This is a genomic window from Desulfobaculum xiamenense (genome assembly GCF_011927665.1).
GTDB classification, from domain to species: Bacteria; Desulfobacterota; Desulfovibrionia; order Desulfovibrionales; family Desulfovibrionaceae; genus Desulfobaculum; species Desulfobaculum xiamenense.
Genome location: NZ_JAATJA010000001.1, coordinates 1,623,919 through 1,649,247, shown reverse-complemented (window position 1 = coordinate 1,649,247; position 25,329 = coordinate 1,623,919). Strand labels below are relative to the sequence as shown.

Here is a 25,329-nt window from a genome sequence, read left to right as displayed (position 1 = left end):
TTGACAAGTGCGTGTGTTTCGAATCTTCTTCTGTACGTTATGAGCAAAAGAAAAATCGACGAGACTGACAGACGGATCATCGTTGCGTTGCAGGAAAACGCGCGCGTGCGCAACGCGGAGATCGCCCGCCGTATCGGCATGGCACCTTCCGCCGTGCTCGAACGCATCCGCAGGCTCGAAGCCAGCGGCGTGATCCAGGGCTACGAGGCCCGCATCAATCCCATGGCCATCGACTGTGGGTTGACCGCGTTCACCTTTGTCCGGTCCGAGGAAGGGGTCGGCTCCACGCTCGCGGGCGAGGAACTGGCCAAGATTCCCGAGGTGCTCGAAGTGCACCACACCGCCGGGCATGATTGTTATCTGCTCAAGGTCCGCGTGGCGGACACGCAGGCGCTGGGACAGCTACTGCGTCGCATCGGGCAGGTGGAGACCGTGCGCGATACGCGAACGACGATCGTCCTGACGACGGTCAAGGAAACGCTGGAGCTGCCGCTTGGCGGCGGCGCGGAGGAATCCCGCTAGACTGCACATCCATCAGGGAGTTGGCATGAATACGTCGGAACTGGAGACACGGATCATCGAGCGAGGCAGGACGTTCTTCGAGGCCATGAATGGCGAGGCCCCTTCCGTGTTCGACAAGGGCTGGTGGACTGGAAAGGTCATGGACTGGAGCATGCGCGACGAGGACTTCAAGGTGAAGCTCTTCCGCTTCGTGGACGCGTTGCCCGCCCTGACCACCAACGAATCCCTCAACCGGCACATCCGCGAATACTTCGCCGCCGATTCCGGCGAGTTGCCGCCTGTCCTGCGCGCCGGGCTCAAGAGCGCCAGCGTGGTGGGGCGGCTTCGCGGCAACTTCGTGGTCAAGGGCATCTCGAAGAACATCGAGCGCCTCGCCCGCCAGTTCATTGTCGGTGAGGACGCGAAGGAGGCGGTGAAGACGCTCCAGCGCCTGCGCAAGGACGGCTTCGCCTTCACCATCGACATCCTCGGCGAGGCCACCGTGGGCGAGACCGAGGCCGAAGCCCGCCTGCAGGAGCACCTCGACCTGCTCGCCGCGTTGGAGGTGGCCCGGCGCAAGTTCAAGCCCCTCGGCGGCTCCAACGGCGAATTCGACTGGGGCGGCGAGCCGATCATCAATCTTTCCGTGAAGGCCTCGGCCTTCTGTTCCCAGTCCTTCCCCCGCGATTTCGAAGGCTCCGTGCGTGGCATCTACAACCGCCTCGCCCCGGTCTACCGCCGCATCATTGAGATTGGCGGGGCCATGTGCATCGACATGGAGTCCCTCGACCAGCGCGACATCACCATCGAGGTCTTCAAGCGGCTGCGGTCGCACGACGAATTCCGCCACTATCCCCACCTCGGCATCGTGTTGCAGAGCTATCTGCGCGACGTGGATGACGACGTGGCGGGGCTTGTCGATTGGCTGCGCTCCGAGGGGCTGCCGAGCACCATCCGGCTGGTCAAGGGCGCGTACTGGGATCACGAGGTGGTCCGCGCGCGTCAGCAGGGCCTCGCCGTGCCCGTATACACCGTCAAGGCCGAGACCGACGCCGCCTACGAGCGCAACGCGCGGCGCATCCTCGAAAATGCGGACATCTGCCGCCTTGCCTGCGCCTCGCACAATGTGCGGACTATTGCCGCCGTCATGGAGATGGCCCGCGAGCTGGGCGTGCCCGAGGAGCGTTACGAATTTCAGGCGCTATACGGAATGGCCGAACCGGTGCGCAAGGGACTGCTCAGCGTGGCCGGACGCGTGCGGTTGTATTGTCCGTACGGTGAACTGGTGCCCGGTATGGCCTATCTCGTGCGCAGGCTGTTGGAGAATACCTCCAACGAGTCCTTCCTGCGCCGAAGCTTCGCGGACGAGACGGAGACGGACAGCCTGCTGGAAAATCCCGAGGAGACGGCTCGTCGCGAGCGTGCCGCGCGTCCCGTGCGTCCGGACAGCGGACCTGGCGTCGCGCCCTTCGTCAACGAGCCTGCGGCGGACTTCACGCAGGCCGCCGTGCGCCACGCCTTTCCCAAGGCCATCGCCCGTATCCGCCGCGAATTCGGGGCCACGCATCCGCTCTTCATCGGCGGGGAGAATGTCGTCACCGGCGACGTGCTCGATTCGTACAATCCTGCGGACGTGTCGGAGATCGTCGGGTCCGTGTGTCAGGCCGGTCCCGCCGAGATCGACGCCGCCATCGCCGCGGCCGAGGAGGCGCTACCCGCGTGGCGCGCCACGCCGGTGGCCGAGCGGACCAAGTGTCTGTTCGAGGCCGCCCGCATCGCCAGAAGCCGCATCTTCGACCTCGCGGTGCTTCAGGTGCTGGAGGTGGGCAAGCAGTGGGATCAGGCCCACGCCGACGTCGCCGAGGCCATTGATTTCTTCGAGTACTACGGGCGCGAGATGCTGCGCCTTGGTGCCGACCGGCGCATGGGCCGCGTGCCGGGCGAGGTGAATCGCTACCGCTACCGTCCGCGCGGCGTGGCGGCGGTCATCGCGCCGTGGAATTTCCCGCTGGCCATTTCCGCGGGCATGTGCTCCGCGGCGCTGGTCACCGGAAACTGCGTGCTCTACAAGCCGTCCGGCCTGTCGTCCGTGACTGGGCGCGTGCTGGCGGATCTGTTCGTCGAGGCCGGAATTCCTGCCGGGGTGTTCAACTTCGTGCCGGGGCGCAGTTCGGTCATGGGCGATCATCTCGTGGGGCACCCGTCCGTGAATCTCATCGCCTTCACCGGCTCGGAGCGGGTGGGGCTGCACATCATGCAGATGGCCGCGCAGGTCGCTCCGGGACAGCGGCACCTGAAGCGCGTGGTGGCCGAGATGGGCGGAAAGAACGCCTGCATCATCGACGACGACGCCGAACTGGACGAGGCCGTCAGGCATGTCCTGTATTCCGCATTCGGCTATCAGGGGCAGAAGTGCTCGGCCTGTTCGCGGGTCATCGTGCATGAGGCCATCTACGACCGGTTCGTGCCCCGGCTGGTGGACGCGGCGCGTTCCATGCGCATCGGCCCCGCCGAGGACCCGGCCTGCGTCATGGGGCCGCTGGTGGACCGTGTGGCGCAGCAGTCTGTGCTGGAGTTCATCGACGTGGCCCGCGCGGAGGGGAGCGTGCTCCTCTCGCGTATGCCGGACGGCGGTCCGGGCGGTGTGGACGCCTCGCAGGGCTGCTATGTGCCGCTGACCATCGTCGAGGGCATCACGCCCGAGCACCGCATCGCGCAGGAGGAGGCCTTCGGCCCCGTGCTGGCCGTCATGAAGGCCAAGGATTTCGATCAGGCCATCGAGTGGGCCAATTCCACGCGCTTCGCCCTCACCGGGGCGGTGTTCAGCCGCAGCCCGGCGCACCTCGAACAGGCGGCGCGGGATTTCGCGGTGGGCAATCTCTACCTCAATCGCAACTGCACGGGCGCGCTTGTCGAGCGTCAGCCCTTCGGCGGATTCGCCATGTCGGGCATCGGCTCCAAGGCGGGCGGACCGGATTATCTGCTCCAGTTCATGGAGCCGTATGTGGTCACGGAAAACACCATGCGCCGGGGCTTCGCGCCCATAGGCAGCGACGACGACTGGGTCTGATACGTCGTTCGGACAACACGCATGCAACGAAACCCCCGCCGGAAACGGCGGGGGTTTTTCGTTCTGCGCGGGTGATTTTGCGTGGGTGATCAGTCCGCCAGTTCCGGCGTGTACTTGCGGTAGAGGGTGCGGAACTGGTTGTAGGTCAGGCCGAGGAGTTCCGCCGCCTTGCGCTGGTTATGGCGCGCACGGTCGAGTGCGTCGGTGAGAAGGGCGATTTCGAATTGACGCACCGCCTCGGGGAATCCGCCATCCGGCAGGTCCGCCGAAGGCATGGACTCCGGCGCGGACGACGCGGGCGGTGTCTGGCGCGTCTCGTCGGCGCTTGGCATCTCGCGGGGGCGGAAGGGCGAGGCGAATGGGTCGAGCTGGATGTCGTCGATGCGCTCACTCTGGGCGCGGTAGGTGGCGCGTTCCACGGCGTTTCGCAATTCGCGGACGTTGCCGGGCCAGTCGTGGGTGAGGAGCGTACGCTGCGCGGTGGCGCTGAACGCGGGCACATCGCCACGCCCAAGTTCGACGGCCATGCGCGCCGCGAAATGCGTTGCCAGCAGGAGGATGTCGTCGCGCCGGGCGCGAAGGGGCGGGATGGTCAGCACCTCGAAGCTCAACCTGTCGAGGAGGTCGCGCTTGAAGCGCCCGGCTTGCGCCAGCGCGGGGAGATCGGCGTTGGTCGCGCCGATGATGCGCACGTCCACCCGCAGGGGGGTGGAGCCGCCCACGCGGTCGAACTCGCCGTATTCGACCACGCGCAGGATCTTTTCCTGTGCGGTCAGGGGCATGTTGCCGATTTCGTCGAGGAAGAGGGTGCCGGAGTCGGCGGCCTCGAAGCGTCCGGCGCGGCGGGCGGCCGCTCCGGTGAACGCGCCGGCCTCGTGGCCGAAGAGTTCCGATTCGAGGAGGGATGGGGCAAGGGCCGCGCAGTTCAGCGTACCGAACGGCCCCTGCCACCGGGGCGAGAGAAAATGCAGGCGTCTGGCGGCAAGCTCCTTGCCTGTGCCGCGCTCACCGACGATGAGCACGGGCCTGTCCACGGCTGCGGCTTGGGACAGGTGCTCCATGAACCCGAGAAAAACATCCGATTGCCCGATGACTTCGAGGGCTGCTGAAGCTGCCATGCGCCTGATTTGGTGGTCGTATTGACCAATGTTTGGAGGTAAAATGCAATAGTTGGTGTAAACTAACACCACGGCGTGCTCGTGTCAAATGGAAAAAGAGCTTTTATTTCGGTATGTTATGTCAAGATGCACGGTTGGCATGCTTGGTGCTTTTCCCCATAGAGCGATTCATGATAACCGGACAACGACCGCAGGAGGAAAACCATGGGCGTGTTCACCCGATTCAAGGATATCGTCAGTTCCAATCTCAATTCGCTTCTGGACCGCGCCGAGGATCCCGAAAAGCTCATCCGGCTCATGGTGCAGGAGATGGAGGAGACGCTGGTCGAACTCAAGTCGTCCTGCGCGAAGTTCATGGCTGACAGGAAGAACCTCGAACGCGAGTTCGAGGGCGTGCGCGAGAGCGCCACAAAGTGGACCATGCGTGCCGAGTTGGCCGTGGACAAGGGGCGCGACGATCTCGCTCGCGAGGCTCTGGCCGAGAAGGCCGTGTGGCAGCGCAGACTGGAAAGCCTTGACGAAGAGGCCGCGCATCTGGATGCTCTTGTGGAGCAGGCCCGCGATGACATCGCCCGCCTTGAGGACAAGCTCGCCTCGGCCCGCGAGAAGCAGCGCCTGCTGGTGCAGCGCCACGCCCGCGCCACAGAGCGCAAGCGGGCCGGACACACGCTGACGCGCGCCGAAAGCGGCGACGCCATGCTCCGTTTCGACAAGTTCGAGAGCCGCATCGAACGTCTGGAGGCAGAGGCCGAACTGGCTGCGCCCGCTAGACGGACGAACCTCGAAGACGAATTCGTCCTTCTGGAGAAGGAAGACGGCATAGAGGCGGAACTGGCCCGGATGAAGCAGGCGGCGCAGAACAAGGACTCCGGGGAACGCTAACATTATCCCGGCGGCCCGCGCGGCCCGCGCGGGTGCAACACGAAGGAACGGGACCCTATGCATCATTTCGGAATCTGGTTCATCCTGCTGCCTCTGGCTGTGGTCGTGGGTATTGTCTTTCTGGTCGCGAAGATGTTTTCCGGCATCTTTTCCCGCAGCGAACCGCAGGAGCGGGTGGACGAAACCCGCATGATTCAGGAGATGTACAGCAGCATGAACCGGCTGGAGGAACGCATGGACGTGCTGGAGACCCTGCTTTTCGAGCAGGAGAAGCGCGACGAGGGAGGCAAGGCCGATGCGCGCAAGGACTCATAGGGGCTGCCGGGGCGACGGTATGAACGGACGCCAGCGCGGTAACGGCTGGGAGTCGTGGAACTGCGGTCCAAGGCGCGGCGGGGCGGGGCTGTATCGCTCGCGCAATGCCGTGTTTCTCGGTGTGTGTCAGGGCTTGGCCAACCATTTCGATATTTCGGTCTTCTGGCTTCGGTTCTTCACGGTGCTTCTCGTGCTGTTCACGGGGCTGTGGCCCGGCGTGTTCCTGTATTTCATGGCCGCGATCATCATGCGGCGCGAGCCGGTAGTGCCGGTGCATTCGCCCTCGGAGCGCGAATTCTACGACTCCTACGCTCGCTCGCGGTCACTGGCTCTTGGCCGGTTGCGCGAGAAATTCGAGCGCCTCGAACGCCGTATCCGGCGCGCCGAGGACATTGTGACCTCGTCCGATTTCCAGTGGGAGCGCCGCATGCGCGGCTAGTTTCCGGATACGCACGCTGATGAACGGGCGCGGCACCCTTGAGGGACCGCGCCTTTTTTGCGGCTGTCGCGCAGGGCGTCGCTCCGGGGAAGACACGGCGTGGCGGGCATGCTACCATGGTGGGAAAGTGTCGGTCCGGCCGAGTGATGCGGGGATTTTGGGCGGCGGATGCCGAGGGGCAAGGAGGACGCAGTGTACTCGTTTCGTTCCATCAAGGGGAAGATCGTCTTCTCGTCAGGGTTGTGTCTGGTGGTGACCATTCTCGCGGTCATCGCGTATTCGACGACGTCGTCGCGGACCGAGGCCTTGCGTACTGCGCTGGGTGAGGCCACCAATCAGGCCACCATCGAGTCGCTCAAGGTGCGCAGCCGGTTCGAGGTCGGCCTCGACGCCGCGCGGGGCCTTTCGCAAACCTTCCTTGGCATCAAGGAGGAGTGGACGGAGCCGTCGCGCGATGTGCTCAACGGCATTCTGCGTACCGTGGCCGACGGCAACGACGATCTCCTCGGAACGTGGACGGTGTGGGAGTCGAACGCGTTGGATGGGCGCGACGCGGAGCACGTGAAGTACGACGAGGGGCACGATCAGACCGGACGGTTCGTCCCCTACTGGAACAAGGTGGGCGGGCTGCATCTGGAGCCGTGCTCCACCTACGAGGACCCGCAGGCCGGATCGTGGTACTTCCGCCCGCTCAACTCCGGGCGTGAAACGGTGCTGGAGCCGTTCGCCTACGAGATTGGCGGCAAGACGGTCATGGTGGTCAGCCTTGCGGTGCCGGTGCGCGTGGACGGCACGTCTATCGCCGTGGCCGGGGTGGACCTCGCCGTGGATTTCCTTCAGACGCTTGCCGATTCCATCGAACTCTTCGGCGAAAAGGCCGACGTGGTTCTCGTGAGCCATGCCGCGACCATCGCCGCCCATACGGGGAAGCCGGAACAGGCGGGCAAGGCGCTCTCCGAGGTCTTCGCCGACGCCGACGACGTGATGCGGCGCATCGAGGGCGGCAAGCCGTTCCATGACTTCGCGGACGGGCGGCTGCGCATCGTCGTTCCCATGACTTTCGGGGCCAGCGGGACCTACTGGGCCGTGAGCATGTCCATTCGCGAGGGCGTCATCTATTCGGTCGCCAACGCCATGGCCATGCGCTCCACGCTTATCGGCGGGGCGTGCGTCGTGGGCGCGCTGATCGTGTTGTGGTTCGTCGCGGGCGTGCTGGCCCGTCCCATCCGGGAGACGGCCCACGCGGTCAACGGCATCGCCGAGGGAAATCTCGATGTGCGCCTTGCCCCGCGCGGGCGTGACGAGGTGGCAGTGATGCAGGGTGCGGTCAACGTCATGGCCGGAAAGCTGCGCGAGAACATCGCCGAGATCGAGAGTCAGGTCATGCTGGCGCAAGAGAAGACCGCGCAGGCCGAAAGCGCCATGGCCGAGGCCGAGCAGGCCAAGGCGCGGGCCGAGCGCGCGCGGGCGGAGGGCATGTTGCAGGCGGCGGAAAAGCTCGCCAGCGTGGTCGAGCGTATCTCCACCGCCACGGAGGAGATTTCCGCGCAGTCGGACGAGATCCGCAAGGGCACCGAGGTGCAGCGCGAGCGCATTTCCTCGACGGCCACGGCCATGGAGGAGATGAACGCCACGGTGCTTGAGGTGGCGCAGAACGCGGGCAACGCCGCCGAGCAGGGGTCCGACGCGCGGGACAAGGCGCAGGAGGGCGCGGATGTCGTGGAGCGTTCCATCAAGGCCATGACCACCACCCAGCGTCAGGCCCAGCAATTGCGCGACAACATGGCCCAGCTCGACGAGAAGGCCAAGGCCATTGGGCATATCATGACCGTCATCGACGACATCGCGGACCAGACGAATCTGTTGGCGCTGAACGCTGCCATCGAGGCCGCCCGCGCGGGCGACGCCGGGCGTGGTTTCGCTGTCGTCGCCGACGAGGTGCGAAAGCTCGCCGAGAAGACCATGACCGCCACCAAGGAGGTCGGGGATTCCATCAAGGCCATCCAGCAGGTGGCGGACAGCAACGTGTCGTCCATGGAACTGGCGGTTAAGGACCTCGACGATGCCGTGGACCTCGCCAATCGTTCCGGTGAGGCGCTCAAGGCCATCGTGGTGGGCACGGAGTCGTCTGCCGGGCAGATTCAGGGCATCGCCACCGCGGCAGAGGAGCAGTCGGCCGCCAGTGAGGAGATCAACCACTCCATCGACGAGATCAACCGCATCGCCATGGACACTGCCCGTAGCGTGGAGGAGTCCACCGAGGCACTGCGTGAGTTGGCGCAGCAGGCCAGCGACCTGTCGGCGCTCATTCAGGAACTTCGGGACGAGGCGGAAATGTAGGCCGCCTAGCCACTGTCTTGGCAAGGCCCTCGCGATGGACGCATCGCGGGGGCTTTTTGTTGCATGGTCGAAAGAAGCGCGGATGGAGCGAGCTGTGTGGCGCGAATGTTGCTCCATAATGGCGGGGCGTTGCGTGCGGTGGACATGCGTTTTGCCTTGTTTCGTGACGCCTTGTGCGTACGGACGTAGATGCGGCGCGGTGTCCGGGCGTTCTGTCGCTGTGGCGATGGACGCGTGGTCCGCATCGGGGCGGCGTCGGACATGGCGCGACTCGCGGTGAGTGTGTCGCATTGGGCGACATCTCTGTCGTACGCAGACCCGGCAGTCTGGAAAAGCATCAAGGATGGGGTGTGCCACGTGTTTTGGGCGAGTCCCTCATCTGACATTCGGGGAGGAAACCGTGTTCGCTTTTCATTCGATCAGAACGAAGACTATGTTCTTTGCGGGGCTGTGCCTTGTTGCGTCGCTCATGACGGTATTGGCCTGCTCGACGTATTTGGCCCGTGAGGCCGCACAGGAAAATGCCCTGCGCGAGGCCACCGCGCAGGCGCGGATGGAGGCATCCCGCATCCGTGAGCGCATCGATACGGGCTTGACCATCGCTCGTAGCACGGCACAGATGCTGGCAGGGTACAGGAAGGACACCGCTGGCGCGGCCGAGCGCAGTCAGATCATCTCCATGCAGTACGAGATCGCCTCGCTGAACGAGGCCGTTCTGGGCGTGTGGTCCGGCTGGGAGCCCAATGCCTTTGACGGGCGTGACGACGAGTTCCGCTCCGCGCCGGGCTGCAAGGCTGACGGCCGTTTCGTGCCCTACTGGAACCGCGTGGGTGGCATGCATTTCCAGGACATCAAGGCCGACCTCGACTCCGGCGCATGGTACACGAATCCCCGCGATAGCGGCCGCGAGACCGTGCTCGATCCCATCGTGTACGACATGAGCGGTCAGCGGGTGACGGTGGTTTCGCTGGCCGCACCCATTCGCGTGGACGGGCGGTCCGTAGGTGTGGTCGGCGTGGATGTGACGGGCGATTTCCTTGAGGAATTGGCCGACTCAGTCACCCTGTTCGGGGTGCGTGCGGAGGTGACCCTTGTCAGCGGCAGTGGCGTCATGCTGGCCCATACCGATCGGCCCGACGCCATCGGCAAGCCGTACGCCGATGCGGAGCCCGAGGCGCGAATGATTATGAAAGCCATGTCGCGCGGTGAGGAACGTCATTTTTCCCGCAACGGTCAGCTGCATATCGCCGTGCCTGTGTCGTTCGGAAAGAGCGGAACCATCTGGGGACTGGCCCTTGAAGTGGACGAGGACATCATCTTCGACCGCGCCAATGCCATGGCTGTGCAGACGGCGCTCATCGGTGGCGGCTGCCTCGCGCTGGCCATGATTGTGCTGTGGTTTCTCTCCGGTCGCCTTGTGCGCCCCATTCAGGATACCGCCGTGGCCGTCAAACGCATTGCCGACGGCGACCTCGACGTGAAGCTCGACGTGCGCGGGGACGATGAGGTGTCCAACATGCAGGCTGCCGTGAATGTCATGGTGGAGCACCTGCGCAAGAATATCACCGAGATCGAGAATCAGGTTCGCGTGGCGCGGGAGAAGACAGCACAGGCCGAGGCGGCCATGGTCGAGGCCGAAGAGGCCGGACGTCGCGCCGACCGGGCGCGCTCTGAGGGCCTTTTGCAGGCCGCCGACAGGCTCGGGGTGGTGGTGGAACGCATTTCCACGGCCATGGAGGAAATCTCCGCCCAGTCCGAGGAAATTCGACGCGGTACCGATGTGCAGAAGGACCGTATCGCCTCTACGGCCACGGCCATGGAGGAGATGAACGCCACGGTGCTGGAGGTGGCCCAGAATGCAGGGGATGCCGCCAATCAGGGCGCATCCGCCATGACCAGCGCCCGTGACGGGCGCGAGGTGGTCGGCAAGTCCATCGAGGCAATGGGTACCACCCAGAAGCACACCGACGAATTGCACAAGGCCATGGAGCAGCTCGACGAGCAGGCCCGTGCCATCGGCAGCATCATGAACGTCATCGACGACATTGCGGACCAGACGAACCTGCTGGCGCTCAACGCCGCCATCGAGGCCGCTCGCGCGGGCGACGCCGGGCGCGGCTTCGCCGTGGTCGCCGACGAGGTGCGCAAGCTGGCCGAGAAGACCATGAACGCCACCAAGGAAGTCGGCTCGTCCATCGTGGCCATCCAGAAGGTGGCCGAGAGCAACATCACGTCCATGGAGCGTGCCACCAAGGATCTTCAGGGCGCGGTGGAATACGCCAACCGCTCCGGTGAGATGCTTGGGACCATCGTCACCGGCACCGAGGCGGCCGCCAGCCAGATTCAGGGCATCGCCACCGCTGCGGCCCAGCAGTCCGCCGCCAGCGACGAGATCAACCGCTCCATCGAGGAGGTCAATCGTATCACGCTGGACACTGCGCGCAGCATCGAGGAGACCGTTGACGCCCTGCGCGAGATGACCCAGCAGACCGCCGGTCTGGCCACACTCATTCAGGAGCTTCGCGACGAGGCCGAAATGTAAAAGAGTGCGAGGAATTCATGAAAAGGCTCCACAGCTATGGCTGTGGAGCCTTTTTTATGGCTTCTGGCCGACGGTCGGTGTGCTTTGTCGTGGATCGCAATGAGTTGCCACGCGGGGAGTTTCTGCGTTGGTCGCGATGTATCGCTCGTCCTGTCGGCTACACTGTGTCGTCTGATCGCGATTATGAAAATATGCTGCTTCGGGCCTAAAAAGTTTAGTGGATACACTTTTTGATTTCAGTAAGTTATGGAGAGTGATCGTGTTCAGAATATCAGTTTTTGGATTTTAGTGATATGTCAGTTTATACCAATATGTAAAAATGTGGTTGCATGGCGCATTGATGCATGGCAAATCTCTGCGTCCACTATTTTTGATGTAGACAAGCTGACCGACGGGATGGGTGAGCGGTGCGCAGGACGTTCCGGCACGCAAGCTCGTGCGGCAGTGCGGGCGCTGCGTGACAGTGCCGGATTGGCTGGAGTGCGAGAGATCATCACCATGCAGGGCCGCTGCTCCGCTGAGCGGACATGCGCCCTGCGCGACGAGTGCGTGAAGCGCAACCGTCGGAAAGTGTCATTTCCATTTTCAGGAGGATTTCGTGTTAGCGTTTCGTTCGATCAAGACGAAGACTCTGTTTTTCACGGGTATGTGCCTTGTGGCGACGCTTATGGTCGTCATCGCCTGCTCGACCTATTCGGCGCGCGAGGAAGCCCTCGAGATGGCCGTCCAGGAGGCCTCCGCACGGGCAACCATCGAGGCCGATAAGATTCGTTCGCGCATCAATCAGGGCCTGACCATCGCGCGCAGCACGGCCAATACCTTCGAGGGCTACAAGAAGGACACCTCGGGCACGCCCGAGCGCAGCCAGATCATGGCCATGCAGTATGAGCTGTCCGCCCAGAACGAGAATGTGCTCGGCGTGTGGTCCGGCTGGGAGCCCAATGCCTTTGACGGCCGCGACGCCGAGTTCGCCGCCATCGAGGGCAACCGCCCCGACGGCCGCTTCGTGCCGTACTGGAACCGCGTGGGCGGCATGCATTTCCAGGTCATCACCGTCGATATCGACGCGGGCAAGTGGTATACCGACGCGCGCGACTCTGGCCGCGAGGCCGTGCTCGACCCCGTCACCTACAAGCTCAACGGCGAGACGGTGACCCTTGTGTCGCTGACCTCGCCCGTGCGCCTCAATGGCCGGTCCATCGGCGTTGTCGGTGTGGACCTTGCCGCAGACTTTCTCCAGAAGCTGGCCGACTCCGTCACCCTGTTCGGCACCCGTGCCGACGTTGTCATCGTGAGCCACAGCGGCGTCATGATCGGGCGTACCGATCATCCGGATGCCATCGGCAAGCCCTTTGACGACGTGGAGCCTGATGCCCACAAGATCATGAGAGCCATGTCTCGCGGCGAGAGCATGCATTTCTTCCGCGACGGCAAGTTGAACATTGCCGTTCCCGTGCCCCTTGGCGAGGGCGGAACCTCCTGGGCCGTGTCCCTCGCTGTGGATGAGAATCTCATCTTCGCCCCGGTCAACGCCATGGCCCTGCAGACGGCGCTCATTGGCGGCGGCTGCCTCGTGCTGGCCATGATCGTGCTGTGGTTCCTTGTGGGCCGTCTGGCCCGCCCGATTCAAGACACGGCCTCTGCGGTTAACCGCATCGCCGAGGGCGACCTCGACGTGAAGCTCGACGTGCACGGCCACGACGAAGTGGCCGACATGCAGGTCGCCGTGAACGTCATGGTGGAGCACCTGCGCAAGAATATCGCCGAGATCGAGAATCAGGTCAGCGTGGCGCGGGAGAAGACCGCACAGGCCGAGAAGGCCATGGCCGAGGCCGAAGAGGCCGGACGCCGCGCCGACCGGGCGCGTTCCGAGGGCCTTATGCAGGCCGCCGACAAGCTCGGCGTGGTGGTGGAGCGCATCTCCACGGCCATGGAGGAAATCTCCGCTCAGTCCGAGGAAATCCGGCGTGGCACCGACGTGCAGAAGGATCGCATCACCGCCACGGCTACGGCCATGGAGGAGATGAACGCCACGGTGCTCGAAGTGGCCCAGAACGCCGGGCACGCCGCCAATCAGGGCGCATCGGCCATGACCAGCGCCCGCGACGGGCGCGAGGTGGTCGGCAAGTCCATCGACGCCATGGGCACCACTCAGAAGCACACCGATGAACTGCGTGTGGCCATGGAGCAGCTCGACGAGCAGGCCCGCGCCATCGGCAGCATCATGAACGTCATCGACGACATCGCGGATCAGACGAACCTGCTGGCGCTGAACGCCGCCATCGAGGCCGCCCGCGCTGGCGACGCCGGACGCGGCTTTGCCGTGGTCGCCGACGAGGTGCGCAAGCTGGCCGAGAAGACCATGAACGCCACCAAGGAAGTCGGCTCGTCCATCGTGGCCATCCAGAAGGTGGCGGAGAGCAACATCACGTCCATGGAGCGCGCCGCCAAGGATCTTCAGGGCGCGGTGGAATACGCCAACCGCTCCGGCGAGATGCTCGGCACCATCGTCACCGGCACCGAGGCGGCCGCCAGCCAGATTCAGGGCATCGCGACCGCTGCGGCCCAGCAGTCCGCCGCCAGCGACGAGATCAATCGCTCCATCGAGGAGGTCAACCGCATCACGTTGGACACCGCGCGCAGCATCGACGAGACCGTTGACGCCCTGCGCGAGATGACCCAGCAGACCGCCGGTCTGGCCACCCTCATTCAGGAGCTTCGCGACGAGGCCAACGCCTGATCGTACCGATTCATCTGACCCTACGGCCCCCCGCGACGCTTGCGTCGCGGGGGGCTTTTGTTTGGGGCGATGATGACGACGGCATGGGAAAGTGCGCTTCCGGGGTGAAAATGTCCCCTGCCTGTGGTATGGTCACCGATGGTGGATTCTCCATCATCGAAATCAATCCCATGGAGGGACGAATGCGCTATCTTGTCGTTGTTTCAGTGTTTTTCTTTATGCTGGTCATGGGGGTCTTCGCTACCGCGCAGGCGGACGGGCGCGGCGTGTACGTGAAGTGCATCGGTTGCCACGGCGTGGACGGCAGCAAGCATGCCTTGAACGTCAGCCCGCCCATCAAGGGCCAGAGCGCCGGGGAGCTCGAACGCAAGCTCTTCGGGTATCTGGACGGCAGTTTTGGCGGCGACAAGAAGATCGTCATGACCAACGTGCTGAAGAAGCTGTCCGAAGAGGATATTCGGGAGGTTTCGAAGTACGTGTCGGAGTTCTGATGCGTTGGCTACGGGCGTGGGCGCTATGCCTCGCGCTGTGGCTGTGCTGCGTCGCGTGGGGCGGATGGCCTGCCGCCGCCGGCGATGGGGCGGTGCCGCAGCCCGTCGAATCCGCAGGCATGCACCACGCGGAACATGGGGATGCGCATGCTCCGGCCGAGCATGGGCACGAAGCCGCGAAGGTCCCGCCCGGTCACGACCACGAGGCCATGATGCGCGAGCTGGCGACATCCGCTAGCGACGCGGCACCCACTCCCGAGATGGACGTGGGCGTTGACGAGCATCTGGGCGCGTATCTACCCGAGGGGTTGACCTTCACCGACTCGGATGGCGATGCCGTGGATCTGCGCGCGGCGGCGAGCGTTCCGAGCATCATCCTGCCTGTGTACTTCACCTGTCCGAGCGTGTGCAATCTGATGCTTTCGTCCTTCGCGCGGATTCTGCCCGAGGTGCCGCTCGATGCCGGACGCGAGCTGCGCGTCATCGCCGTGAGTTTCGACGAACTGGATACCCCGGCCGTGGCCGCCGCCAGCAAACGCAACTACATGGCCGCGCTGCGCGGGGGATTCCCGCCGGAACACTGGCTGTTTCTCACCGGCGACAAGGCGACCATCGACCGCGCCATGGACGCCATCGGCTTCGGCTTCGCGCGCCGGGGCGACGCCTTCGTGCATCCGGCCGTGGCTGTGGCCGTGGCGCCGGACGGGAAGATCGTACGCTATCTCTACGGCACGGACTTCCTGCCCTTCGATGTGACCATGGCCGCCACCGAGGCCGCGCAGGGGCGGGTGGGCCTGTCCGTGAAGCGCCTTCTGTCCTATTGCTTCGACTACGATCCGCAGGGGCGGCGCTACGTGTTCGACACGATGCGCGTGGTTGGCGGGTCCATCCTCGGCCTCGCGCTGGTGCTGTTCATCGTGCTCATGCTGGCCGGGCGCAGGACACGCGGCAAGGGGGAACGCGATGGCTGATTCCGGGGCTGCGGGAAACGGCTTCCTCGGGCCGGTGGCGGGGGCGGGGCACGTGCGGGCGTGGTTGTTCTCGACGGACCACAAGCGCATCGGGCTGCTCTATCTGACGTGCATCCTCGTCATGTTCGTGGTGGGGGTGCTCCTCGGGCTGGCAATCCGGCTGGAGCTCATCGCTCCGGGCGAGACGATCATGGGCGCGCAGACCTATAACGCCGTGTTCACCCTGCACGGGGTGGTCATGATCTTCCTTGTGGTCATCCCGAGCATTCCCGCCGCATTCGGCAATATCATCCTGCCGCTGCACATCGGTGCCGAGGACGTGGCCTTTCCGCGTCTCAACAACTTTTCGTGGTGGCTCTACGTCATCGGGGCGTGCATCGCCGTGAGCGCGCTGTTCACCGGCGACGGCCCGCCGGACACCGGCTGGACCTTCTACGTGCCGTTCTCCGCCGTGACCACCACCAACGTGGGGCTGGCCGTGACGGCGGTGTTCATCCTCGGGTTCTCGTCCATCCTTACCGGACTCAACTTCATCGTGACCATCCACCGCCTGCGCGCGCCGGGCATGGGCTGGGGGCGGCTGCCGCTCTTCGTGTGGACGCTCTACGCCACGGCGTGGATACAGGTGCTGGCCACGCCCATCCTCGGCATTACGGCGCTCCTCATCGTGGCGGAGCGGGTGCTCGGCATGGGCATTTTCGATCCCGCGCGCGGGGGCGATCCCATCCTCTACCAGCACCTGTTTTGGATCTACTCGCACCCGGCGGTGTACATCATGATTCTTCCCGCCATGGGCGTGGTTTCCGAGATCATTCCCGTCTTCTCGCGAAAGCGCATCTTCGGGTATGGAACCATCGCCGCGTCGAGCCTCGCCATCGCCTTTGCGGGATCGCTGGTGTGGGCGCATCACATGTTCACCAGCGGCATGAGTGACACGGCGGTGCTCGTCTTTTCGCTTTTGACCTTCGTGGTGGCCATTCCTTCGGCGGTGAAGGTCTTCAACTGGGTGGCGACGCTCTACAAGGGAGCCATTCGTCTCGAACCACCGTTGACCTTCGCGCTGTGCTTCGTGTTTCTGTTCTGCGTGGGCGGGCTGACCGGGCTGGTCCTCGGCAGCGCGGGCACGGACGTCCACGTGCACGACACGTATTTCGTGGTGGGGCATTTCCATTACGTGATCTTCGGCGGCACGGGCTTCGGGCTGTTCGGGGCCATGCACTACTGGTTCCCCAAGATATTCGGCAGGATGTACGACCGCCGCAGGGCGAACGCGAGCGCGCTCATCCTCGCCGTGGGACTGAACGTGCTGTATTTTCCCATGCTCATCCTCGGGCTTCAGGGCATGCCCCGGCGCTATTACGATTACCTGCCCCAGTACACGGACATGCATGTCGTCTCCACCGTTGGCTCGTGGATTGTGGCCGTCGGGCTTGCGCTGATGTTCTGGAATCTGTGGCGCGGGCTCCGCGCTGGTCAGCGCGTGGGAGCCAATCCGTGGGGCGCGGCCACGCTGGAGTGGACCCTGTCCTCCCCGCCGCCGCATCACAATTTCGCGCGGGAGCCTGTGGTCACGGCCGGGCCCTACGAGTTCGCGGAGGTGCGCCTCGATGACGCATGAGGTGCAGCCTGACTACATAGGCGCGAAGATGGGCATGTGGCTGTTCCTGTTCACCGAGATACTGCTTTTCGGCGGGCTCTTCGTGCTGTTCGCCGTGCACCTTTCGCGCTATCCGGCCGGGTTCCACGCCGGAAGCGCGACGCTCAGCGTTCCCTTTGGCAGCGCGAACACGGTGGTGCTCATCACCAGCAGTCTGACCATGGCCCTTGCGGTGACGGCTGTGCAACGTGGCGAGCGTCGCCGGACGCTGGCGCTACTCGGCGCGACGGTGGGGCTGGCGGGCGTGTTCCTGATCAACAAGTTCTTCGAGTGGAGCGCCAAGTTCCAGCACGGCATTTACCCTGGCTCGGAGCACATGCTGGAGATGGAAAAGGGGCAGGCCGCGTTCTACGCGATGTACTACGCCATGACCGGCCTGCACGGGCTACACGTGGTCATCGGCATGTGCGTCATCGCGTGGGTGATGGGGCTGGTGGCGGCGGGGCGTGTGCACCGGGACCGCTTCGTGACGTTGGAGAATGCCGGGCTGTACTGGCATCTGGTGGATCTGGTGTGGATTTACCTGTTCCCGCTCTTCTATCTTGTGACGTGAGGCGGAGGCGCAGGCATGGACGACGGCGGACGGCATCACGTGCTTCCCTACCGGCTACTGGTCGGCGTGTGGGGCGGGCTTCTGACCCTGACGGGCATTACCGTGTGGGCCTCGACAATTGATTTCGGCTTTCTGAATGTGGTCATCGCCCTGACCATAGCCACGTCCAAGGCGCTCTTGGTGGTGCTGGTGTTCATGCATCTGCGCTACGAGAACCGCACGTTTCACGCCATGGTCCTGACGGCCTTCGTCATCCTCGCCATCTTCATCGGCTTCACCTTCTTCGATACGGCGTACAGGTAGGTGGGCATGAATTCCGTGGTCAACGCAGTCGCCAAGGTCGATCAGGCTTTTCTGTTCATCCTCGCGGTGTCGGTGGGCATACTGCTGTTGGTTACGGGGCTGATGCTGTGGTTCGTCTACCGCTACCACCATTCACGCCACCCGCGGGCCGAGGAGGTGCGCGAGAGCGTGTGGATGGAGGTGGCATGGACCATCATCCCAACCATCCTCGCCATGGGCATGTTCTGGTTCGGCTGGGATAGCTTCCGGGCCTTGCAGTCGGCTCCGCAGAGCGCGTTGCAGGTGCGGGTGGAGGGGCGCATGTGGTCGTGGGCCTTCATCTATCCCAACGGACGGCGAAGCGGCATGCTCTACGTACCGCAGGGCACGCCGGTGCGGCTGTCCATGACCTCGCTGGACGTGCTGCACAGCTTCTACGTGCCGGCATTTCGTATCAAGCGCGACACCGTGCCGGGCATGGCGACGTATGCGTGGTTCATGCCCGAGCGGGAGGGCGACTACGACATCCTGTGCGCCGAATACTGTGGGCTGAAGCACGCCAACATGCTGGGCACCGTCCGGGTGGTGGCGCGCGAGGCCTTTGACGAATGGTACGCGGGAACCGGTGCGCGCGGCACCGCGCGCGGCGAGGAACTGCTGGCGCAGTACGGGTGCACGGCCTGCCATTCCCTCGACGGTACCGATGGAGTGGGGCCGACCCTGCGCGACGTGTTCGGCATGACGCGCGTGCTGGTCATGCCGGACGGCTCCGAGCGCGAGGTCCGAGTGGACGGGGACTATCTGCGTCGGGCGATCCTCGACCCCGGCGCGGAATTGCTCAAGGGCTATCAGCCAGTGATGCCGCCCTACGAGGGGGTCATCCCCGATGAAGACCTGCGGGACTTGATCGGCTGGATATCCAGCCGCAGCGAGGGCGTGGACGCCGGGCGCGAGGTCGCCGAGGCGCAGGGTTGCCTTGGCTGCCATTCCACGGACGGTTCCGAGGTGGCGGGGCCGAGTTTCAAGGGTCTCTTCGGACGCCGGGGCATGGTCGAGCGCGCTGGACGGCGCGAGGAAGTCACGGTGGACGAGGCGTACCTGCGTGAGGCCATCGTTGAGCCGCAAGCCGCCGTGCCGGAAGGATACCAGCCCATCATGCCCGCCTACACGGAGCTTTCAGCCGAGGACATGGACAGCCTGCTGCGCTGGCTCACGTCCCTCGGGAAGCGGGACGGCGGATGATGCGCGATGTCGTTGCGCTCGTGCGTCCTCGGATTTCGGCGATGGTCGCCGGGGCTGCCGCCTTCGGGTATCTGCTGGCCGGAAACGTGTCGGTGTGGCGGCTTGTCGGTGCGGTAGGCGGGGCGTTTTTCCTCTGCGCGGGATGTTCGGCCCTCAATCAGGTGCAGGAATGGCGTATCGACGCGCGCATGTCCCGCACCGCCAGTCGGCCGGTGGCTTCGGGACGCATGACGCCTGCCGCTGGGGCTGGGGCGGCGGCGCTGACCATGGGCCTTGGGGCCGGGCTGTACTGGATGGCGGGTGGCGCGTTGGTTCTCGCCGTCTGCGCCGGGGTGGTCGCGCTGTACAACGGGCTGTACACGCCGCTCAAGCGCCATACGAGTTTTGCAGTGCTTGTCGGCGGCGTGGCCGGTGCGCTGCCGCCGTACACGGGCTGGCTGTGCGCCGGTGGAGAGCCGCTCGACACGGGAATTCTGGGCGTGGGGCTAATGATCTACCTGTGGCAGGTGCCGCACTTCTGGATGCTGGCCGAATTGCACCGGGAGGACTTCGCGGCGGCCGGGTTGCCGGTGACGCCACTTCGGATGCCGCGCAGAATTTTCAACCCGCTCATGTATCTGTGGGTGGTGGGATATTTCACCGCCGCGCTGGCCCTGCCGGTTCTGGTCGATGCGCCTGGGGCGGCGCTTGGCGTGACGGCGGCCAGCGCCGCGTGCGGCGTGGGCGTTGGTCTGTGCGGCATGTGGGGGCGCACGGGGCGGGCCATGGTCTGGCTCAACGCGTCATTGCCATTGGTTTGCGTGGCCGTGCTGCTGGGGCTGTAGACGCCGCGTCCGGCGGCGCATCCCGTGGAGGGACGAGAATGTTGCTGTGGATTCATCCCGCGCTACAACTGGCGTGTACGCTTCTGGCCTGCCATGTGCTGTGGCTCGGGGCGCGGCGGTTCATGGCGCTACACCTCGGGCGCAAGAGGGTGTTCAACTGGAAGCGCCACGCTCTGCTGGGGCGGGTGGTGCTCATCGTGTGGTTCGTCGCCTTCGTGTGGGGGGCGGCCATGACGCGCATCCAGTGGGGATCGTCCGACCTGACGGGCACGCATTACGTGGTGGGGCTCGTGATGTTGCCGCTTCTGATCACGGGGTATGCCACCGGCGAGGTGCTCGACCGCAAGCGGGCGCGGCGTACGGTGCTGCCGCTGGTCCATGGCGCGAATAATCTGCTGCTCTTCGCGCTGGCCGTGTGGCAGGTGGTGACGGGCGTGTGGGTGGTGCGGACGTTTTTGCTTTCCTGACGCTTTTGCCAGACGCGAAAAAAGGCCCGCCATTATCGGAATGGCGGGCCTTTTGGCGTTCAATTTTGGTGTGTCGTGCGGGCGCGCTAGATCTGCATCACCAGCGGCACCACCACGGGGTCGCGGTCGATGACGCGGCGGAAGAAGCGGCGCAGCGAGGAGCGGATGCGCTCCTTAAGCTTGCTGGTGTCGCCGGGCTGCACGTTCTCGAAGATGTCGAGGACGATGCATTTGGCGTCTTCCAGCAGGTGGCTGTACTGCTGCTCGAACACGAAGCCCTTGGAGGAGATGTCCGGGCCGACGAGGATTTCGCCGGTCTCCACGTCCACGACGAGGGTCACGATGACCATGCCCTCGCCGCCCAGAAGCTGGCGCTCCTTGAGCACGGTCTGGCCCACGTCGCCCACGCCCTTGCCGTCCACGAGAATCTGGTCCACGGGCACGCGCTCTTCGAGGCGGATGCCGCCATCGGCCAGCAGGGTGAGCGGATCGCCGTTCTCAAGCACCATGGCTCGTTCCGGGGCGACGCCGCATTCCCGCGCCAGCCGGGCGTGCTTGACCAGATGGCGGTATTCGCCATGCACGGGCACGAAGAACTTCGGCTGCACGGTTTCGAGCATGATCTTGAGTTCCTCGCGATGGGCGTGGCCCGATGCGTGGATGGCCTGTACGCTCTCGTAGAGCACCTCCGCGCCGAGGCGGTAGAGGTTGTCGATGACCTTGGTGATGGCGCGGACGTTGCCGGGGATGAAGCGCGAGGACATGAGCACGAGGTCGCCCTCGTGGATGGACAGCTCGCGGTGCTCGCCAGAGGCGATGCGCGAGAGCGAGGCCAGCGGCTCGCCCTGCGAGCCGGTCACCAGCAGCACGACTTCGGAGTCGGGCAGGGAGGGCAGGTCTTCCATGGCAATGAAGGTGCTGTCCTTCACGCGCAGGTAGCCGAGTTCGCGGGCCAGTTCGATGTTGCGCACGAGGCTTCTGCCGTTGACGGCGACCTTGCGCCCGAACTGCGCCGCGAGGTCGAAGACCTCCTGCATGCGCTGGATGTGGCTCGAAAAGAGGGTGACGATGATGCGCCCGTCGTGGCGGGAGAAGATGTCGTGCAGGGAGTTCTTGATCTCTCGCTCGGTGAGGGCGAAGCCGTCGCGCTCCACGTTGGTGGAGTCGGAAAGCATGAGCGCGACCTCCCCGTCCTCGGCGAAGTGCTTGAAGCCGTCGAGGTCCGTGGCCACGCCGTGCAGGGGGTAGCGGTCGATCTTGAAGTCGCCCGTGTGCACGATGCGCCCCGCCGGGGTTTCGATGCCCATGCCGAATCCGCCGACGATGGAGTGGCAGACCGGAAAGAAGGTGACTGCGAAGTCGCCAAGCACGATGCGGTCGTGCCCCTCGACCTTGCACAGGGTGGTGGTGTCGAGCTGGTCGTGCTCGCGCAGCTTGCCCTGAACGAGACCGAGGGTGAATTCGGAACCGTAGACCGGCGCGTCCACGTGCTGCAGAAGCCACGGCAGCGCGCCGATGTGGTCCTCGTGTCCGTGGGTGAGCAGAATGCCCTTGAGGCGTTTCTTGTTCTCCACGACGTAGTCGAAGCGGGGAATGACCACGTCGATGCCGAAGAGGTAGTCCTCCGGGAACATCAGGCCGCAGTCGATGAGAATCATGGAGTCTTCCGTCTCCATGACCATGCAGTTCATGCCAATCTCACCCAATCCGCCAAGGGGCGTGAGGGTGACGTTCTTTTCAGCCATTGAGTTGCTCCGTGTAGGCCGCGCTCATCGCGCGGTACAGGTCTTCCTTGAATATTTCGCGTTCTTTCAATGTGTAGCGCCCCTGCGTGCTGATGGGCGGCAGGGCGCGGATGGTTATGGTGCGCTGCGGTCCGAAGCACAGGTTGTGCTTGGGCAGTGCTTCGCCGGAGCCGGAGATGGTCACGGGGACCACCGGCAGGCCGGTTTTGAGGGCGATGATCATGCCGCCGATCTTGAATTCCTGCAGGCAGGAGAGATCCGTGGCGCGTGTGCCCTCGGGAAAGATGACGATGCTCTGTCCGGCGCGGACGCGTTCGGCCGCCTTGTCCACGCTTTTCATGGCGCTTCTGCGGTTGCCGCGGTCGATGGGAATGTTGCCGGCATTGATCATAGCCTTGCCGAAGAGCGGAATGTTGAAGAGCCCCTTCTTGGCGACGAAGCCGATCTGCCACGGCGCAAGGGCCGTGGTCAGCGCTGGAATGTCAAGCTGGCTCTGATGGTTGGCCATGAAGATGTAGGTCTGGTTCGGGTCGAGATCGCCAAGACGCACGTCGAGGGTGATGCCCGTGCAGTGGATTGCGGCGCGGCCCCATGTCCGTGCGCACCATTTCGCGGCGCTCGGCACGCAGATGGCCAGCAGGGTCAGTGCGGCCGTCAGCGGGAGGTAGCGGGCGTAGAAGAGAATGGTTCGAAGCATGATGAAGACGTTTTCCTTGTTGCCGGGATGGTTTCGGAGAGTGCCCGGTCCCCGGCGATGGCAATGTACTGGAAATGACAACGACAAACAAGGCGCGGTTTCCCACCGGTCGCGCGCGGATTTTCCGGGGACTGCCGCGGCGTGCGGCGTGGGGCGGTGGTCTCTTGCATTTCTGTGGACGCGTGAAACGAAAAGAGGCCGCCCCGCGCAGGGCGGGACGGCCTCGGGCCTATCGAACGGGGGAGAGCTATTCCTCGGCTTCGGCGGCGGCGACGACCTTGTCGGTCACCTGCGGCGGAGCCTCCTCGTAGTGATCGAACTCCATGGTGAAGGTTCCCTGTCCACCCGTCATGGAGCGCAGATCGGGAGCGTACTTCAGCACTTCCTCCATGGGAACGTGGGCCTTGATCTCGGTGACGCCGCTTTGCGAGTCGGAACCGAGCACCTTGCCCCGGCGGCTGGAAAGGTCGCCGATGACGTCGCCCATGAAGTCGTCGGGAACGAAGACGGAGATGAGCACCACCGGTTCGAGGAGCACCGGGCGCGCCGTTTCGGCGGCCTTCTTGAAGGCCAGCGAACCGGCGATCTTGAACGCCATTTCCGACGAGTCCACCGGATGGAAGGAGCCGTCGTAGAGGTGCACCTTGAAATCCACCACCGGATAGCCAGCAAGGATGCCACGTGCGGCGGCCTCCTGGATGCCCTTGTCCACGGCGGGGATGTACTGGCGCGGAATGGCACCGCCCACGATCTCGTCCTCGAACGTGTAGCCCGTGCCGCGTGGCTGGGGTTCGAGGCGGATGAAGCAGTCGCCGAACTGGCCGCGCCCGCCGGACTGCTTCTTGTGGCGGCCCTGCACGTCGGCCTTGCCCTTGAAGGTCTCGCGGTAGGGAATCTTGGGGGTCTTGAGCCGGATGCCGGTCTTGTGGCGGCGACGTGCGCGCTCCACGGAGATTTCGATGTGCAACTGGCCCATGCCCGAAAGCAGGATGTCTCCGGTTTCGGCGTCGCGCGTCAGGTTGAGGCAGATGTCCTCGTCGAGGAGCTTCTGCACGGCGGTGTAGACCTTATCTTCCTCACCCTTTTCCTCGGGCGCGAGGGCGTAGGAGATGAGGGCCGGGGGCAGGGCAGGCTTGGCCAGCGTGAAGGGGTCCTTCTCGCTGCACAGCGTGTCGCCGGTGCGCACGGTCTTCAGCTTGGCCACGGCCACGATGGCTCCGGGGCCGACCGCGTCCTTGGAGGGCTTCTGGTTCTTGCCCTCTAGGAGCAGAAGCGAGCCGATGCGTTCCTTTTCGCCGTTGGTGGTATTGAGCAGCGTGGAGTCTGCGGCGAGGGTGCCGGAGAGGACGCGCAGAACGGACAGTTGCCCCGCGAAGGGGTCGGCCAGCGTCTTGAACACGAAGGCCGCCACTGGAGCGTCAGGGTCGGATGCGCGATCGCCGTCTGTGCCGGGCCACGGCGTGTGATCGAGCGGCGAGGGGAAGACGTCCTGCACGAGGTCGAGCAGGATGGAGCCGCCCATGTTCGAGAGCGCGGAGCCGCAGACCACGGGAACCAGCTCGCCGGAGAGTACGCCCAGCCGCAGCCCGCGCACGATGTCCTCGGGGGAGAGTTCGCCTTCTTCGAGGTACTTCTCCATGAGTTCCTCGTCGCTCTCGGCGATGTTCTCGATCATGGTTTCACGCAGGGTTTCGATGTCCGAGGCCATGTCGCCGGGCAATGCGCCCTCGCGCACCGCGCCGTTCTCCTCGAAGAACAGCGCCTTCAGGTTCATCACGTCCGCCACGCCGGAGAACGTCTCGCGGGAGCCGATGGGCGCAAAGAGGAGCACTGGCTTGATGCCGAGCATGCTCTGGAGGCTGTCGTAGGCCATGTTGAAGTCGGCCCTGTCGCGGTCCATCTTGTTGACGAAGATGAGGGCGGGGCGCTTGGCCTTCTTGACCTCGGTCCACAGGCGTCTGGTGAGGGGTTTGGCTCCGTCCACGGCGTCGACGACGAACAGCACGCCGTCGGTGGCCGCGAGGTGGTAGGCGATATCGCCCGTGAAATTGTTGTCGCCGGGAGTGTCGATGAGAAAGTGGGGGTTCTTCTTCCAGTCGTAGGTGGCGAAGGCTGGCTGGATGGAGCCGCGGCGCTTGATTTCCTCGGGTTCCGTATCGAGGGCTGTTGTGCCCTCCTCGATCTTCCCGAGGCGGTTGATGACACCGGTCTGGAGCAGCAGCATCTCGGCGACCGTGGTCTTGCCACTGCCGCCGTGTCCTACAAGTGCGTAGGTCCTTTGGGTGTTTTGCGCATCCGACATTGGTCTCTCCCTTTGCTGTGTATTAATTCCGGGTGACCGCAGCGCCTCAAGCGCACCGCCGAACCCGGAAACAGGTCCGCGGATGTTATTTTTCAAGGTGTTAGAGCTATACGAAGCAGGATTCAAAGTTGTCAAGCTCAACCGAAGCGGG

At 64.5% G+C, this 25,329-nt stretch carries 20 protein-coding genes; 16 read left to right on the top strand and 4 right to left on the bottom strand.

The genetic code is table 11. The features are described 5' to 3' along the window. Nucleotides 1–39: 39 nt before the first annotated feature. Entirely contained in the window at nt 40–522 is a 483-nt protein-coding gene (locus tag GGQ74_RS07500) for an Lrp/AsnC family transcriptional regulator (RefSeq protein WP_167940863.1), read from the top strand. 25 nt (nt 523–547) lie between these two features. Then, entirely contained in the window at nt 548–3,571 is a 3,024-nt protein-coding gene (locus GGQ74_RS07495) for a proline dehydrogenase family protein (RefSeq protein ID WP_167940862.1), read from the top strand. 89 nt (nt 3,572–3,660) lie between these two features. Here GGQ74_RS07495 and pspF read toward each other — a convergent pair whose 3' ends face one another. Beyond that, a complete protein-coding gene (gene pspF / locus GGQ74_RS07490; protein WP_167940861.1) occupies nt 3,661–4,689 on the bottom strand; it encodes a phage shock protein operon transcriptional activator in 1,029 nt (342 codons plus the stop codon). Between the two features lie 204 nt (nt 4,690–4,893). On the opposite strand from pspF, the gene pspA reads away from it, so the two are divergent. The 14 genes from pspA to GGQ74_RS07420 all read left to right on the top strand — a co-directional run bounded on the left by pspA (nt 4,894) and on the right by GGQ74_RS07420 (nt 20,434). Further along, entirely contained in the window at nt 4,894–5,571 is a 678-nt protein-coding gene (gene pspA / locus GGQ74_RS07485) for a phage shock protein PspA (RefSeq protein ID WP_167940860.1), read from the top strand. Between the two features lie 57 nt (nt 5,572–5,628). Continuing rightward, complete coding sequence (locus GGQ74_RS07480; RefSeq protein ID WP_167940859.1) at nt 5,629–5,886, top strand: hypothetical protein; 258 nt, start codon at nt 5,629–5,631, stop codon at nt 5,884–5,886. After that, nucleotides 5,867–6,325 carry a PspC domain-containing protein gene (locus GGQ74_RS07475; RefSeq protein WP_245168142.1) on the top strand — a complete coding sequence of 153 codons (459 nt, stop codon included), beginning with the start codon at nt 5,867–5,869 and terminating at the stop codon, nt 6,323–6,325. The genes GGQ74_RS07480 and GGQ74_RS07475 overlap by 20 nt, the downstream gene beginning before the upstream one ends. Before the next feature lie 192 nt (nt 6,326–6,517). Beyond that, nucleotides 6,518–8,665 (top strand): methyl-accepting chemotaxis protein, encoded by a 2,148-nt coding sequence (locus GGQ74_RS16480; protein WP_167940858.1) that lies wholly within the window; start codon nt 6,518–6,520, stop codon nt 8,663–8,665. A 400-nt stretch (nt 8,666–9,065) separates the two neighbouring features. Beyond that, complete coding sequence (locus GGQ74_RS07465; RefSeq protein WP_167940857.1) at nt 9,066–11,207, top strand: methyl-accepting chemotaxis protein; 2,142 nt, start codon at nt 9,066–9,068, stop codon at nt 11,205–11,207. Nucleotides 11,208–11,805: 598 nt separating this feature from the next. Then, on the top strand, nt 11,806–13,947 hold the full coding sequence (locus GGQ74_RS07460) for a methyl-accepting chemotaxis protein (protein WP_167940856.1): 2,142 nt from the start codon (nt 11,806–11,808) through the stop codon (nt 13,945–13,947). A gap of 110 nt (nt 13,948–14,057) precedes the next feature. Continuing rightward, a complete protein-coding gene (locus GGQ74_RS07455; protein ID WP_245168141.1) occupies nt 14,058–14,438 on the top strand; it encodes a c-type cytochrome in 381 nt (126 codons plus the stop codon). Next, nucleotides 14,438–15,409 carry an SCO family protein gene (locus GGQ74_RS07450; RefSeq protein WP_167940855.1) on the top strand — a complete coding sequence of 324 codons (972 nt, stop codon included), beginning with the start codon at nt 14,438–14,440 and terminating at the stop codon, nt 15,407–15,409. Before GGQ74_RS07455 ends, GGQ74_RS07450 begins: the two co-directional genes overlap by 1 nt. Then, nucleotides 15,402–17,027 (top strand): cytochrome c oxidase subunit I, encoded by a 1,626-nt coding sequence (gene ctaD, locus GGQ74_RS07445; protein ID WP_167940854.1) that lies wholly within the window; start codon nt 15,402–15,404, stop codon nt 17,025–17,027. Before GGQ74_RS07450 ends, ctaD begins: the two co-directional genes overlap by 8 nt. Next, complete coding sequence (locus GGQ74_RS07440; protein WP_167940853.1) at nt 17,017–17,619, top strand: cytochrome c oxidase subunit 3 family protein; 603 nt, start codon at nt 17,017–17,019, stop codon at nt 17,617–17,619. The genes ctaD and GGQ74_RS07440 overlap by 11 nt, the downstream gene beginning before the upstream one ends. Nucleotides 17,620–17,634: 15 nt before the next feature. Next, the gene (locus tag GGQ74_RS07435; protein WP_167940852.1) at nt 17,635–17,922 is read left to right on the top strand and encodes a cytochrome C oxidase subunit IV family protein; all 288 of its coding nucleotides are present in this window, start codon (nt 17,635–17,637) and stop codon (nt 17,920–17,922) included. Nucleotides 17,923–17,928: 6 nt separating this feature from the next. Then, complete coding sequence (coxB, locus tag GGQ74_RS07430; protein WP_167940851.1) at nt 17,929–19,143, top strand: cytochrome c oxidase subunit II; 1,215 nt, start codon at nt 17,929–17,931, stop codon at nt 19,141–19,143. Continuing rightward, complete coding sequence (locus GGQ74_RS07425; RefSeq protein ID WP_167940850.1) at nt 19,143–19,967, top strand: protoheme IX farnesyltransferase; 825 nt, start codon at nt 19,143–19,145, stop codon at nt 19,965–19,967. Before coxB ends, GGQ74_RS07425 begins: the two co-directional genes overlap by 1 nt. Before the next feature lie 38 nt (nt 19,968–20,005). Then, nucleotides 20,006–20,434, top strand: coding sequence for a DUF4079 family protein (locus GGQ74_RS07420; protein WP_245168140.1), 429 nt, complete (start codon nt 20,006–20,008; stop codon nt 20,432–20,434). 86 nt (nt 20,435–20,520) lie between these two features. Here GGQ74_RS07420 and GGQ74_RS07415 read toward each other — a convergent pair whose 3' ends face one another. From GGQ74_RS07415 to fusA, 3 genes are all read right to left on the bottom strand, one after another. Beyond that, a complete protein-coding gene (locus GGQ74_RS07415) occupies nt 20,521–22,179 on the bottom strand; it encodes a ribonuclease J (RefSeq protein WP_167940849.1) in 1,659 nt (552 codons plus the stop codon). Next, nucleotides 22,172–22,876: a lysophospholipid acyltransferase family protein gene (locus tag GGQ74_RS07410; RefSeq protein ID WP_167940848.1), complete on the bottom strand. Its 705-nt coding sequence runs from the start codon at nt 22,874–22,876 to the stop codon at nt 22,172–22,174. The genes GGQ74_RS07415 and GGQ74_RS07410 overlap by 8 nt, the downstream gene beginning before the upstream one ends. A gap of 247 nt (nt 22,877–23,123) precedes the next feature. Beyond that, entirely contained in the window at nt 23,124–25,178 is a 2,055-nt protein-coding gene (gene fusA, locus GGQ74_RS07405; RefSeq protein ID WP_167940847.1) for an elongation factor G, read from the bottom strand. Between the last annotated feature and the right edge of the window lie 151 nt (nt 25,179–25,329).